The 13,387-nt window shown below is 73.7% G+C and carries 11 protein-coding genes; 4 read left to right on the top strand and 7 right to left on the bottom strand.

Features of this window, described 5'->3' with window-relative positions; translation table 11 throughout:
• Positions 1 to 306 precede the first annotated feature (306 nt).
• Positions 307 to 1,023: a hypothetical protein gene (locus tag CK485_RS21370; protein ID WP_109453492.1), complete on the top strand. Its 717-nt coding sequence runs from the start codon at positions 307 to 309 to the stop codon at positions 1,021 to 1,023.
• Between the two features lie 40 nt (positions 1,024 to 1,063).
• Here the strand turns inward: CK485_RS21370 and CK485_RS21365 are convergent, their stop codons facing one another.
• The 3 genes from CK485_RS21365 to CK485_RS21355 form a co-directional block, all read right to left on the bottom strand.
• Positions 1,064 to 2,749 (bottom strand): AMP-binding protein, encoded by a 1,686-nt coding sequence (locus tag CK485_RS21365; RefSeq protein ID WP_109453491.1) that lies wholly within the window; start codon positions 2,747 to 2,749, stop codon positions 1,064 to 1,066.
• Positions 2,750 to 2,823: 74 nt separating this feature from the next.
• Complete coding sequence (locus tag CK485_RS21360; protein ID WP_241968516.1) at positions 2,824 to 4,059, bottom strand: MFS transporter; 1,236 nt, start codon at positions 4,057 to 4,059, stop codon at positions 2,824 to 2,826.
• A 74-nt stretch (positions 4,060 to 4,133) separates the two neighbouring features.
• On the bottom strand, positions 4,134 to 5,534 hold the full coding sequence (locus CK485_RS21355) for a GH1 family beta-glucosidase (RefSeq protein ID WP_109453490.1): 1,401 nt from the start codon (positions 5,532 to 5,534) through the stop codon (positions 4,134 to 4,136).
• Positions 5,535 to 5,654: 120 nt separating this feature from the next.
• On the opposite strand from CK485_RS21355, the gene CK485_RS21350 reads away from it, so the two are divergent.
• A complete protein-coding gene (locus tag CK485_RS21350; protein ID WP_109453489.1) occupies positions 5,655 to 6,320 on the top strand; it encodes a TetR family transcriptional regulator in 666 nt (221 codons plus the stop codon).
• A gap of 11 nt (positions 6,321 to 6,331) precedes the next feature.
• On the opposite strand, the gene CK485_RS28820 is transcribed toward CK485_RS21350, so the two are convergent.
• The 3 genes from CK485_RS28820 to CK485_RS21340 form a co-directional block, all read right to left on the bottom strand.
• Complete coding sequence (locus CK485_RS28820; protein ID WP_158288230.1) at positions 6,332 to 6,496, bottom strand: hypothetical protein; 165 nt, start codon at positions 6,494 to 6,496, stop codon at positions 6,332 to 6,334.
• Positions 6,497 to 6,615: 119 nt separating this feature from the next.
• Entirely contained in the window at positions 6,616 to 8,397 is a 1,782-nt protein-coding gene (gcl, locus tag CK485_RS21345) for a glyoxylate carboligase (protein WP_109453488.1), read from the bottom strand.
• A 401-nt stretch (positions 8,398 to 8,798) separates the two neighbouring features.
• Positions 8,799 to 10,436, bottom strand: coding sequence for an AMP-binding protein (locus tag CK485_RS21340; protein ID WP_199239464.1), 1,638 nt, complete (start codon positions 10,434 to 10,436; stop codon positions 8,799 to 8,801).
• 192 nt (positions 10,437 to 10,628) lie between these two features.
• Here CK485_RS21340 and CK485_RS21335 point away from each other — a divergent pair, with 192 nt between their 5' ends.
• Complete coding sequence (locus CK485_RS21335) at positions 10,629 to 11,450, top strand: helix-turn-helix transcriptional regulator (RefSeq protein ID WP_241968591.1); 822 nt, start codon at positions 10,629 to 10,631, stop codon at positions 11,448 to 11,450.
• 37 nt (positions 11,451 to 11,487) lie between these two features.
• Here CK485_RS21335 and CK485_RS21330 read toward each other — a convergent pair whose 3' ends face one another.
• On the bottom strand, positions 11,488 to 12,087 hold the full coding sequence (locus CK485_RS21330; RefSeq protein ID WP_241968515.1) for a TetR family transcriptional regulator: 600 nt from the start codon (positions 12,085 to 12,087) through the stop codon (positions 11,488 to 11,490).
• Between the two features lie 120 nt (positions 12,088 to 12,207).
• On the opposite strand from CK485_RS21330, the gene CK485_RS21325 reads away from it, so the two are divergent.
• On the top strand, positions 12,208 to 13,362 hold the full coding sequence (locus tag CK485_RS21325) for an FAD-dependent monooxygenase (RefSeq protein ID WP_109453484.1): 1,155 nt from the start codon (positions 12,208 to 12,210) through the stop codon (positions 13,360 to 13,362).
• Positions 13,363 to 13,387 lie beyond the last annotated feature (25 nt).

Below are 13,387 nucleotides of genomic sequence, written 5' to 3'. Positions count from 1 at the left end.
GGCGCGACCAGCCCCGTCCGGCGGTGCGACACCTTGTCCGTCGCGCCGGTCGCACCATCGGACGGCACCAACCGGCCCCGGCGCGGGCGCCTGTGCGGGCGCCCGCGCCGGGGCCGCACGCCGTGCCGGGGCCTTGGTGAGCGGCGGCGGAACGGGCAGACCACGGCGCCTTCCGCGCACCAGAGCGTGCGACGCCCCGTCAATCTCCGTGCATATGGCGCTACTTGGCCATAGCGGGCCGACCCGGCGTGGCAGCATGGAGAGGCAGACCGCCCCCGCAGGTCCGGATCCGCCTGGAGTTCCGTCATGGCCGAAAGCGTGCCCGTCCGCTGCCCGGCGTGCCGCCGCGAGCACGCGTTCACCCCGCCGACGTTCCCGTGCCCGTGCGGTGCGCCGCTGACCCTGCCGTTGCTGCGGGGCGGCATGCCGACCCGCGTCCTGCAACGCACCTGGCGCAACTCCTGGATCACCCTGCGCTGTCCCGCCTGCGGCCGCAGCGACGACTGGCCGCAGCCCGAACTCGGCTGTGCCTGCGGCGCGGTGATCCGCCCGCCGGTGGACGTGACCGCCCCGGAGTCGCTGCCCGCGCCGGGCGGCCGGGCCACCGCGACCGCGCCGCGGCCGGTGCGGCGGCCACCGTTCAGACCGGTGACCATCCGTACCGGCCGGGACGCGGTGGCCGCCGCGGCGCAGTACCTGAAATGGCTGGGCTTCCGCGAGGTCACCGTGGCCGCGGACCGCGCGGCGACCGGGGTGGACCTGCGCGGCGAGGGCCTGGTCGCCCAGGTCGACCCGTCCACCCGGGCGACGCCGCTGCGCGAGGTCGAGACCCTCTGGCTCAACTGCCTCAACGAGGACGCGGCCGGTGCCTTCTTCTCGCTCGCCGGTTACGCGCACGACGCGCGGCTGCGCGCCGACCAGTTGCTCGTCCCGCTCTTCGTGATGGACCTGACCGGCACCCCGCAGCCGGTCAACGACGCGGCCGACCAGTTCATCAGGTCCACCCCGGGCCGCCGCAGGTGAGACCCGCCCTCCCGGCGTGAGGCCCGCGCTCGCCGCCGCCTCAGGTGAAGTCCGCCTCGCGGTACTCCTGGCCGTCGCCGCGCGCGGCGCGTTCGCGCAGGTCGACCCGCCGGATCTTGCCGGAGACGGTCTTGGGCAGTTCCGCGAACTCCAGCAGCCGCACCCGCTTGTAGGGCGCGAGGACCGCCCGCGAGTGCGCGAAGATCGCCTTGGCCGTCGCCTCTCCGGGCTCCCAGCCGCTCGCCAGGACCACGTACGCCTTGGGCACGGCGAGCCGTACCGGATCGGGCGACGGGACGACCGCGGCCTCGGCCACCGCCTCGTGCTCCAGCAGCGCGCTCTCCAGCTCGAACGGCGAGATCTTGTAGTCGGAGGCCTTGAACACGTCGTCGGCGCGGCCCACGTAGGTGATGTAGCCCTCCGCGTCCCGGGCACCGATGTCACCGGTGCGGTAGAAGCCGCCCGCGGTCGCGGCGGCGCTGCGCTCCGGGTCGCCCGCGTAGCCGGTCATCAGGCCCACCGGCCGCTCCTCGCGCAGGTCGAGGCAGATCTCGCCCTCGTCGCCCTCCTCGCCGGTGACCGGGTCGACCAGCGCCACCGTGTAGCCGGGCACCGGGCGGCCCATCGAGCCGGGCTTGAGCGGCTGGCCGGGGGTGTTGCCGACCTGGACGGTGGTCTCGGTCTGGCCGAAGCCGTCGCGCACCGTCACGCCCCAGGCGCGCCGCACATGCTCGATGACCTCGGGGTTGAGCGGCTCGCCCGCGGCCACCGCCTCGCGCGGCGGCGTCGCCAGCTGCGTCAGGTCGGCCTGGATCAGCATGCGCCACACCGTCGGCGGGGCGCAGAAGCTGGTCACCCGGGCCCGGTCCATCTCGGCCATCAGCCGCCCGGCGTCGAAACGGGTGTAGTTGTGCACGAAGACCGTCGCCTCGGCGTTCCACGGCGCGAAGAGGCTGGACCAGGCGTGCTTGGCCCAGCCGGGCGACGAGATGTTGAGGTGGGTGTCGCCCGGCCGCAGGCCGATCCAGTACATGGTGGTCAAGTGGCCGACCGGGTACGACAGATGGCTGTGCTCCACCAGCTTCGGCAGCGCGGTCGTGCCGGAGGTGAAGTACAGCATCAGCGTGTCGTCGGCCCGCGTCGGCCCGTCCGGGGTGAACGCCGGGTCGGCGGCGTAGGCGTCCTCGTAGGGAAGCCATCCCTCGGGCGCGCCGCCCACCGCGATCCTCGTGTACGCACCGGGCACGTCGTCGAACTTCGCCGTGTCGGCTGAGCGTACGAGGACGTGGGCGGCGCCGCCGCGCTCCACGCGGTCGGTGAGGTCGGCCGGGCCCAGCAGCGGGGTCGCGGGGATGACCACCGCGCGCAGCTTCATCGCGGCGAGCGCGGTCTCCCACAGCTCGGCCTGGTTGCCGAGCATGACCACGATCCGGTCACCGGCGCGCACGCCCCGGGCGCGCAGCCAGGTGGCCACCCGGTCGGAGCGCTCGCGCAGCTGGGCGAAGCTCAGCCGGACCTCGGTGCCGTCCTCCTCGACGATCCACAGCGCGGTGCCGCCGGCCCGGCCGGGGTCGTCGGCGATCCGGTCGAACCAGTCCAGCGCCCAGTTGAAGTGCTCCGGGCGCGGCCAGCGGAAGCCCGCGCGGGCCGCCGCGTGGTCCTCCCGGTGCCGCAGCAGGAAGTCCCGGGCCGTCCGGAACTCCTCGGTCGCCGCGCTGTCCGCCATGTGCCCTCCTCGTAACGATCGTGCCCGGCCATCGTCGCGCCACAGGGCGGGCCGCCACTACCCCCGTACGGGGGTCATGCGACCGACCGCACCCGGCGGACCAGTACTCCGGCCGCCAGCGTGACGAGCGCGGCGAGGGTGTAGAGCCCGAAGTAGCCGCCGCCGTGGGCGAGTACGGGTGCGGCGAGGGCGGGGGCGAGAACCTGGGGGGCGGAGTTGGCGATGTTGATGACGCCCAGGTCCTTGGCGCGGTCGGCGGCGGCCGGCAGCACCTGGGTGACGAGGGCCTGGTCGACGGCGAGGTAGACGCCGAACCCGGCCCCCAGCACGGCGGCGGCCAGCACCGTCGCGGGCCAGGTGTGGACGGTGGCAAGCAGCAGCGCGGCGGCGGCCATGACCACGCAGGAGACCAGCACCAGGGTGCGCCTGCGCCCGGTGCGGTCGGAGACCACGCCGGAGGGGATCGCGGTGAGCAGCGCGGCGAGGGTGTAGACGGCTGTGAGGACCAGCACGCCCGCCGCCGGGTCGGGGCGGTGCACGGCGTCGGTGAGGTAGTACAGCAGGTAGAGGGTGCCGATGGAGTTGCCGAGGTTGATCAGGAAGCGGGTCAGCCACGCCCAGCCGAAGTCGGGGTGGCGGCGCGGGCTGACCCAGAAGGCGCTCGCCCGGGGCCGGGGCGGCCGGTGCCCGGGCGGCAGCACCGGGTCGGGGAAGGCCAGCACGAACGGCAGGGCGAGCGCGACGGTCAGCAGGGCGGTGAGCGCGTAGCCGGTCGTGGTGCCGGTGACGGCCTCGGTGACCAGCAGCCCGCCCAGCACCAGGCCCAGCGACTGGCAGATGCCGGTCCAGCCGGAGACCACGGCGCGCTGGGTGACCGGGACCTGGTCGGCGACCGGCGCGGTGAGCCCGGCGAGCATCCCGTTGAGCCCGGCCTGCGCCACGCACCAGCCCAGCAGGATGCCGGCGACGGTGTGCTCCGCCGAGGTCAGCAGCAGGCCGGACGCGCCCAGCAGCGCGCCTGCGGCGATCCAGGGGCGGCGGCGCCCGAAGCGGCTGGTGGTGCGGTCGGAGAGCGCTCCGGCCAACGGGTTGGCGGCCATCGACACCAGTGCCCCGGCCCCGGTGACCCACGACAGCGCGGCGGCCTTGTGCGCCGGGTCGGCCTGCTGGAGCTGGTCGGGCAGCAGGATCTGGATGGGGGTGAAGAACGCCATGAAGACGGCGAGGGTCCCCAGGCTCAGGGCCGCGGTCCACAACGGCCGCACCGGGACCACCGGTTCGGCGAGAGCGGCGGCGGGCGCGGTCGCCACGGGGACGCCCGTCCGGTCCGCCGGCACTCGGGCACCGTCCGGAGGGACGTGAGGGGCACTCATGTCCGCGTCGCTCACGGCCGCGCGGGATCGCGGTGCGCCGGATCGCGGTGCGCGGCGATCAGGTCGCGGTACCACGCGTAGGACGCCCTGGGCGTGCGCTTCTGGGTTTCGTGGTCCACGTGGACCAGGCCGAAGCGCTGGTGGTAGCCCTCCGCCCACTCGAAGTTGTCCAGCAGCGTCCAGGTGAAGTACCCGCGCACGTCCACCCCTCGGCCCACCGCGTCCGCCACGGCGCCGACGTGCCCTGCCAGGTAGTCGATGCGCTCGGTGTCCTCCATGCCGTGGCGGTCGTCGTAGGAGCAGCCGTTCTCGGTGACGGTGAGCGGCGGGAGGTGGTCGCCATAGCGTTCGCGCAGGCCCAGCAGCAGGTCGCGCAGCCCTTCGGGGACGACCGGCCAGCCGAACGCGGTGTGCGGCACGCCGTCGATCGGCACGTCCTCGAAGGGCAGGTCCGCTCCGGCGGGCGCGGCGCGTACCCGGGTCGGGTTGTAGTAATTGATGCCCAGCCCGGCCGGCGGGGTGCCGCCGATGAGGTCGAGGTCGCCGTCGCGCAGCGCCCCGCGCAGGTCGTCGCCCGCGCCGTAGGCCGAAAGGTCCGGGTAACTCCCGTTGATCACCGGGTCGTTGAAGAGCCGGTTGTGCAGCGTGTCGTAGGCGTCCGCCGCTTCCCGGTCGGCCGGCGTGTCACTTGCCGGGGTCACCGGGGTGCAGTTGTTGGCGATGTGCACCCGGCCGCCGCGTTCGCGCAGGGCGGCCGACGCCAGCCCGTGGCCGAGGAGTTGGTGGTGGGCGGCGGGCAGCGCGTCCAGCAGCAGCGCGCGGCCGGGGGCGTGGACCCCGAGCGCGTAGCCGAACGCCATGTGCACGAAGGGCTCGTTGAGGGTGATCCAGTCCCGCACGCGGTCGCCGAGCCGGTCGGCCACCAGTGCCGCGTAGTCGGCGAACCGCGACGCGGTGTCGCGGGAGAGCCAGCCGCCCGCGTCCTCCAGCTCCTGTGGCAGGTCCCAGTGGTAGAGGGTGGGGAACGGCTCGACCCCGGCGGTCAGCAGGGCGTCGGTGAGCCGGTCGTAGAAGTCCAGTCCGGCGGCGTTGGCCGGGCCGCGCCCGCCCGGCTGCACCCGGGGCCAGGCGACGGAGAAGCGGTAGGCGTCCACGCCCAGCCCGGCCAGCAGCGCCACGTCCTCGCGCCAGCGGTGGTAGTGGTCGCAGGCGGTCCTCGCGGTGTGGCCGTCGCGCACGGCACCGGGCCGCTCGGCGAAGGTGTCCCAGACGCTTCGGCCCCGGCCGTCCTCGGTGGTGGCGCCCTCGATCTGGTAGGCGGAGGTCGATACGCCCCAACGGAAGCCGGACGGCAGCGGGTTGGACGGCGGCTCGTGCGGCTGCGTGGCGTGCGCGGACGGTTCATGCGGCATCACGGCGACCCTTCGACGGACCGGCGCGGGCGGCGCGCGGCGTCGGGCCACCCGGCTAACATGAGCATCGCTCATGATAGTGATTCGCGGCGGGAGCGCCAGATCCGGCAGAGTGGGCACATGAAGGCACGACCCGAGGACCCGTCCGGCCCGCTGCGCCGCAGACCCGTGCAGCGCCGCAGCGCCGAGCGTCTGGAGCGCATCCTGGACGCGAGCGCGCGATTGCTGGACGAGTCCGGGTACGGGGCGCTGACCACCCGGGAGGTGGCCCGCCGCGCCGAGGTGCCGATCGGCACGCTGTACCAGTTCTTCACCGGCAAGGACGCCCTGGTGGCCGCGCTGGCCGAGCGCAACCTGGAGCGCTACCTCGCCCGGCTGGCCCGCCGCATCGAGTGCGAGGCCCCGGCCCACGTGGGCGCGTTGACCGACCTCGCGGTGGAGGAGTTCGTCGCGATGAAGCGCGCGGTGCCCGGCTTCGGGGTGCTGGACTTCGGCGTGGTCGGGCCGCCCGGCAACCGTGCGGAGCAGCACATCCTCGACGCGGTGCTGGACAACAACGCGGCGGTGGCCCAGCGTCTCGGCGCCCTGATCGGCGGGCTGCTGGAGCCTGAGGGCGGCACGGACGGGCAGGACGGCACCGATCCGTCGCTGGCGCTGCGGGTGGCGATGGAGTGCGCGGACGCGGTGCTCCAGCTCGCCTTCCGCGTGGACCCGGACGGCGACCCGGCCCTGATCGCAGAGTGCAAGCGCGTGCTGCGCCGCTACCTGGCCCCGGACCCGGACTGACCGCCCCCGCCTCAGGGAAGCGGACCGAGGCCGGTCTCCCGCGGGACGATGCGGCTGCGCGACTCCCGTACGCCGTGGTCGCGTTCGGGGGTCACCACGCCCTGTTCCGGTTCCGCGGTGCCGGTGCGGGCGACCCGGAACCGGCCGGAGGGCGTGCCGTCGTCAGGTGACGGCACGCCCTCCGGGCGCCGTGCGGTTCCGGAACCACCCCCAGGTCCGCACGGCGGGATCACACGGCGCGATCACACGGCGGGGCCGCCCGCCGGGATCACACGGTGGGGCCGCGGCCCCTCGCTCACACCGTCAACTGGCGGATCGCGGTGGGGGCGTGGCCCGGCTCGGTCGCCAGTTCCTCGAACTCGTTGACGCTCGCGATGTCCGAGCCGCTCATCGCGATGTTGGTGATCCGCTCCAGGATCGCCTCGACCACGACCGGGACGCGGAACTCGGCGGCCAGCTTCTTCGCCTCCTCGAAGGCGGGCAGCAGCTGGTCGGGCTCGGTCACCCGGATCGCCTTGCAGCCCAGGCCCTCGGCGACCTTCACGTGGTCCACGCCGTAGACGCCGATCTCCGGCGTGTTGACGTTCTCGAACTCCAGGTTGACCTGGAAGTCGATGTCGAAGTTGCGCTGCGCCTGCCGGATCAGCCCGAGGTAGGCGTTGTTCACCAGCACGTGGACGTAGGGGATGTTGTGCTGGGCGCCGACCGCCAGTTCCTCCAGCATGAACTGGAAGTCGTAGTCGCCGGACAGCGCCACGACCGTGGCCTGCGGGTCCGCGGTGGCGACGCCGAGCGCGGCCGGGATGGTCCAGCCCAGCGGGCCCGCCTGGCCGCAGTTGATCCAGTGCCGCGGCTTGTAGACGTGCAGCATCTGGGCGCCGGCGATCTGCGACAGGCCGATGGTGGTGACGTACCGGGTCTCGGGGCCGAAGGCGCGGTTCATCTCCTCGTAGACGCGCTGCGGCTTGATCGGCACGTTGTCGAAGTGGGTGCGGCGCTGGAGGCGGGCCTTGCGGTCCTGCGCGGAGGCCGCCCAGTCGCTGCGGTCGGGCAGTTCGCCCTTCGCCTTCAGCCCCTTGGCCACCTCGACGAACAGTTCGAGCGCCGCCTTGGCGTCCGAGGCGATCCCGTAGTCGGGCGCGAAGATCTTGCCGAGTTGGGTGGGCTCGATGTCGACGTGCACGAAGGTGCGGCCCTCGGTGTACGTGTCCAGCTTGCCGGTGTGGCGGTTGGCCCAGCGGTTGCCGATGCCGAGGACGAAGTCCGACTCCAGGAACGTGGCATTGCCGTAACGGTGCGAGGTCTGGAGGCCCACCATGCCCGCGTTCAGCTCGTGGTCGTCCGCGATGGCGCCCCAGCCCATCAGGGTCGGGATGACCGGCGTGCCGGTCAGCTCGGCGAACTCCACCAGCAGGTCGGAGGCGTCGGCGTTGATGACTCCGCCGCCCGCGACGATCAGCGGGCGCTGCGAGGCGTTGAGCAGAGCGACGGCCTTCTCGACCTGCGCGCGGGTCGCGGCCGGCTTGTAGACCGGCAGCGGCTCGTAGGTGTCGGGATCGAACTCGATCTCGGTGAGCTGCACGTCGATCGGCAGGTCGATCAGCACCGGCCCGGGACGCCCGGAACGCATCAGGTGGAACGCCTGCTGGAAGACGCCCGGCACCTGGGCGGCCTCCAGCACGGTGGTGGCCTTCTTGGTGACCGGCGCCGCGATGGAGGCGATGTCGACGGCCTGGAAGTCCTCCTTGTGGATCACGGCGGTCGGCGCCTGGCCCGTGATGCACAGGATCGGGATGGAGTCACCGGTGGCGGAGTACAGTCCCGTGATCATGTCGGTCCCGGCCGGGCCCGAGGTGCCGATGCACACACCGATGTTGCCGGGGTGGGTGCGGGTGTAGCCCTCGGCCATGTGCGACGCGCCCTCGACGTGCCGGGCCAGCGTGTGGCGGACTCCGCCGGACGCCTTCAGGGCGGCGTAGAAGGGGTTGATCGCAGCGCCGGGCACACCGAACGCGTGGGTCACGCCTTCCTTCTTGAGGATCTCCACTGCCGCGCGAGCGGCGGTCATCCGAGGCATTGAGCCCTCCCGTGTCGACCACGCCTGCCGTGACGAAGCGCCCAACTTCCGCCATACGGAATAGCGTTTCTACTTTATGGAATGAATCTACGGGCGGGCCGGGAAGGCGTCAAGACGCGCCGGACACGACGCGACGGCCGGTCGACGCGGGCGCCCGCGGAGGGCGCCCGCGTCGGCCGGCCGTCGCCGGGACCGCGGTCAGCTCATCGGTTCAGCACCGGTCAGGCTCCGCTCGGTGTTCGCGCTCCCCCTTCTCGGCGTCGCGGCCGTCGCTTCTCGGTGTCGCGGCCGTCGCTTCTCGGTGTCGCGGCCGTCGCACCCGGCCGTCCGGAGACCGGTATGCGGATCGTCGTTCCCGCAGCCGGTGGTGGGCCGGGCGCCACGCGCCCGTCCCGCGCGCCTCAGGCGTTCCCGCGCGCCGCCGCCTCGCGCAGTTCCACCTTGCGGACCTTGCCGCTCACCGTCATCGGGAAGGCGTCCACCAGGCGCAGCCGGCGCGGGATCTTGTAGTGGGCCAGCCTGCCGTGGCAGAACGCGGCCAGCTCGTCCGCCGTCGGCGGGTCGGCGGGGTCGCGCGGGATGACGCAGGCCACGATCTCCTCGCCGTAGCGCTCGTCGGGGACGCCGACCACCTGGACGTCGGCGATCTTCGGGTGGGTGTAGAGGAACTCCTCGATCTCGCGCGGGTAGACGTTCTCGCCGCCCCTGATGATCATGTCCTTGATGCGGCCGACGATCGCCAGGTAGCCGTCCTCGCGCATCACCGCGAGGTCGCCGGTGTGCATCCAGCGGCCCGCGTCGATCACCTCGGCGGTGCGCTCGGGCTCGTCCCAGTAGCCGAGCATCACCGAGTAGCCGCGAGTGCACAGTTCGCCGGGCTCGCCGCGCGGGACGGTGACACCGGTGGCCGGGTCGACCACCTTCACCTCCAGGTGCGGCAGCACCCGGCCGACCGTCCCGGTGCGGCGTTCCAGGTCGTCGTCGCGGCGGGTCTGGGTGGAGACCGGGGAGGTCTCGGTCATGCCGTAGCAGATGGCGACCTCCGCCATGTGCATCCGGTCCACCACCCGCTTCATCACCTCCACCGGGCACGGCGAGCCCGCCATGATGCCGGTGCGCAACGTGGACAGGTCGTAGGAGGCGAAGTCCGGGTGGTCGAGTTCGGCGATGAACATCGTCGGCACTCCGTACAGCGAGGTGCACCGTTCGTCCTGGACCGCGCGCAGTGTCGCCGCCGGGTCGAACGAGGGCGCCGGGATCACGACGCAGGCGCCGTGCGTGGTGGCGCCCAGGTTTCCCATCACCATGCCGAAGCAGTGGTAGAACGGCACCGGCAGGCAGACCCGGTCCCGTTCGGTGTACCCGACCAACTCCCCCACGAAGTAGCCGTTGTTGAGGATGTTGTGGTGCGAGAGCGTGGCGCCCTTGGGGAAGCCGGTGGTGCCGGAGGTGTACTGGATGTTCACCGGGTCGTCGCAGCTGAGGCCGGCGGCGACGGCTTCCAGCCGCTCCGCTCCGGTGCGCCCGGCGTCCGCCACCAGCTCGTCCCACGAGGGGTCGCCGATGTGCACCACGTCGCGCAACTCGGGGCACTCGCCGCGCACTTCGGCGGCCATGGCGCGGTAGTCGCTGGTCTTGTGGACGGTTGAGGCGATCAGCAGCCGCACTCCGGACTGCCGGAGCGCGAAGGCCAGTTCGTGGGTGCGGTAGGCCGGGTTGACGTTGACCAGGATGGCGCCGATGCGGGCGGTGGCGTACTGGGTGAGCACCCACTCGGGGCAGTTGACCGCCCAGATGCCGACCCGGTCGCCCTTGCCGATGCCCCGCGACAGCAGGGCCCGGGCCAGCACGTCCACGTCGCGGCCGAACTGCGCGTAGGTCCACCGCCTGCCGCTGGGCACGTCGACGAGGGCCTCGCGGTCGGGGTGGGCGGCCACGGCCCGAGCGAGGTTGCGGCCGATGGTGTCGCCCAGCAGCGGGGTGGTGCCCGTCCCGCTCGCGTAGGACGGCTCGGGCTCGGCGGCGGAAGGTGCGGTCACGGGGGCCTCCATGCAGCGGTAACGTCGCAGTGACATCGTGCGACGAGTGATCCACGTCTCACCACCCCCGAACGGGGGTGGCCCGCGAGCCGTGCGGACCGGGGTCAGGAGGCAGCCATGCGCACCGACGGCGTAGCCGGGCGGGCCCAGGAACAGGCCCGGGAACAGGCCCGGCAGGACGAAGCCGCCGACGTGCGCGAGGCGCTGGCCGCCCTGACGCGCTCCTGCGGCCTGCCGATCGCCTTCGGCGGCCTGACCGGCGACGGCGCCCCGGCGGCGGCCCGCGCGCCCGGTGGCGAGGGGGCAGGGTTCCGGATCTCCCAGCTCGTCGGCACCACCACGTGCGCGCTGCGCGGGCTGGCGATCAGCTCGGGCAGCGGGCTGGGCGGCAAGGCGATCGCGCTGGCCCGGCCGGTCGCGGTCACCGACTACCGGGCGTCCCGCGCGATCAGCCACGAGTACGACGCGGCGGTGGCCGCCGAGGGCCTGCGGTCGGTGCTCGCCGTGCCGGTGGTGGTACGGCGCCGGGTGCGCGCGGTGCTCTACGCGGCGTTGCGCGAGCCCACGGCCCTGGGCGACCGCGCCCTGGCTGCGGCCGTGCGGACCGCGGGCGGGCTGGAGCGGTCGATCGCGGCGCGCGACGACGCGGACCGGCTGCGCGCCGCGGCCCCGGCCGCCTGGGAGGAGGTGCGGGCCGCCCACGCGCAACTGCGGACGCTCGCGCACGACGTGCCGGACGCCCGGCTGCGGGGCGAACTGCTGGCCGCCTGCGCCCGGTTGGAGAGCGCGTGCGGCGGAACGGCGCGCGGGGACCGCGACGTGGCGCTGTCCCCGCGTGAGGTGGACGTGCTCTCGTGCGTCTCGCGCGGCGCCACCAACGCCGCCGTGGCGGACCGGCTGGGGCTGCGCCCGGAGACGGTGAAGGCGTATCTGCGGTCGGCCATGCGCAAGCTGGGCGCGCACACGCGCCTTGAGGCGGTCGTCGCGGCCCGGCGCGCGGGCCTGCTTCCGTAACGCGCCGCACCCCTTGGCGCCTTACGCCGTCCGCCCCTTACAGCCCCAGCGTGCGGGCGATGGCGGGGGCGAGCGTCTCCACGATCTCCTCCTTCGACAGTTCCGTCACCGCGGGCATGCGCAGCAGGTAGCGGGTGAGGGCGAGCCCGAGCAGCTGGGCCGAGACCAGCCCGACGCGGGCCGCGGACCGCGGTGGCAGGACTCCGGCCACCGCGGGGGCGACCTGCGCGGCGAACATCTCCCGGGTGCGCCGGGCGGCGCGTTCGTTGGTGACCGCCGAGCGCAGCAGCACCAGCAGCCCGTCGTCCGGCGGGTCGCTCTCCCAGCGGTCGAGGAAGTGCCGCACCAGCAGCTCGGGCAGTCCGGCCAGGGGTACGCCGGCCAGGTCGGGCAGGCGCAGGTCGATGTCGAGGGCTGCGTCGAAGAGCCGTTCCTTGGTGCCGAAGTAGCGCATGACCATCGACGGGTCGATGTCCGCGTCGGCCGCGACCGCGCGGATGGTGGTGCGTTCGAAGCCGTGCTCGGCGAAGCGCTCGCGCGCGGCCCGCAGGATCGCGGCCCGCGTGCGGTCCGAGCGCCGGGCCCCTTCGGCGTCCCGGCCGCCCGCGAGTGGCTGGTCCTCGTTGGTCGTCTTCACGTCAACAACTGTAGGCCAACATTCGTGGGCCAACACCTGTTGACTTCATGGCGAGGCTCCGCGCACCATGACAACAGACGTTGGCCAACAATCGTTGGCATCATGAAAGGGGGCACCACCATGGACACGACCGCACACGCCGCCGGCCGCCCCGCCCTGCCGGAGCGCACCGAGGTCGCCATCGTCGGCGCCGGGCCGACCGGGCTCGCGCTCGCCCTCACCCTGGCCCGGGCCGGGGTCGATTTCGTCCTGCTCGACCGGCTCGCGGAGGGCGCCAACACCTCCCGCGCCGCCGTGGTGCACGCCCGCACCCTGGAGGTGCTGGACAGCCTGGGCGCGGCGAGGCAGCTGACGTCCCGAGGGCTCGCGGTGGACCGCTTCAGCGTCCGGGAGGGCACCCGGGAACTGCTGAACGTGCCGTTCTCGCGGCTCGCGACACCGTTCCCGTACGCGCTGCTGGTGCCGCAGGACACGACCGAGGGCGTGCTGCTGGAGACCCTGCGGCGGGCCGGCGGCGACGCGTACCGGCCGTACGAGGTGGCGGGCGTGGCCCAGGACGAGGCCGGCGTCACGCTCACCATGGCCACCGGCGAGACCCTGCGCGCCGCCTACGCGGTGGGCGCCGACGGGATGCACAGCGTGGTGCGGGAGGCGGCCGGCATCGGCTTCCCCGGCGGCTCGTACGGGGAGTCCTTCGTGCTGGCGGACGTGCGCGCGCGGTGGGCGCCGGGGCGCGAGACGGTGGCGCTGCTGCTGCACGAGCGGGGCCTCGCGCTGGTCGCGCCGCTGCCCGGCGACCGCTACCGCGTGGTGGCCACGGTGGACGAGGCGCCCGAGCGGCCCGAACTCGCCTTCGTGCAACGGGTGATGGACGAGCGGGTGCCGGGGCAGCTGCGGATCGACGAGGTGCGGTGGTCCTCGCGCTTCCGGGTGCACCACCGGGTCGCCGACCGCTACCGCGCCGGGCGGCTGCTGCTCGCCGGTGACGCGGCTCACGTGCACAGCCCCGCGGGCGGCCAGGGCATGAACACCGGCATCCAGGACGGCCACGCGCTGGGCCGGGCGATCGCGCAGGACCGCGTGGACACCTACGAGGCGCTGCGCCGGCCGGTCGCCGAGCGGGTGGTGGCGTTCACCGACCGCCTGACGCGCTTCGCCACCCTGCGCGGGGCGGGCGGCCGGATGGCACGCGGGACCCTGCTGCCGCTGCTGGGCCGCGTCCCGACGTTCCGCACCAGGCTCGCCACCGAGATGGCCGAGCTGAACTACCGCTGACGGGGGGCGGTTGGCGGCGCCAGGG

Source organism: Streptomyces sp. ICBB 8177, from assembly GCF_003144095.1.
Classification (GTDB): Bacteria; Actinomycetota; Actinomycetes; order Streptomycetales; family Streptomycetaceae; genus Streptantibioticus_D.
Note: the sequence above shows the minus strand (reverse complement) of the source record. Positions and strands in the feature narration are given on the sequence as shown.

What these genes read in the sequence shown, in the direction of transcription:
- CK485_RS21365 (WP_109453491.1), bottom strand. Translation starts at nt 2,749, where the DNA reads ATGGCGGACAGCGCGGCGACCGAGGAGTTCCGGACGGCCCGGGACTTC.
- CK485_RS21350 (WP_109453489.1), top strand. Translation starts at nt 5,655, where the DNA reads ATGAAGGCACGACCCGAGGACCCGTCCGGCCCGCTGCGCCGCAGACCC.
- gcl (WP_109453488.1), bottom strand. Translation starts at nt 8,397, where the DNA reads ATGCCTCGGATGACCGCCGCTCGCGCGGCAGTGGAGATCCTCAAGAAG.
- CK485_RS21370 (WP_109453492.1), top strand. Translation starts at nt 307, where the DNA reads ATGGCCGAAAGCGTGCCCGTCCGCTGCCCGGCGTGCCGCCGCGAGCAC.
- CK485_RS21325 (WP_109453484.1), top strand. Translation starts at nt 12,208, where the DNA reads ATGGACACGACCGCACACGCCGCCGGCCGCCCCGCCCTGCCGGAGCGC.
- CK485_RS21355 (WP_109453490.1), bottom strand. Translation starts at nt 5,534, where the DNA reads ATGCCGCATGAACCGTCCGCGCACGCCACGCAGCCGCACGAGCCGCCG.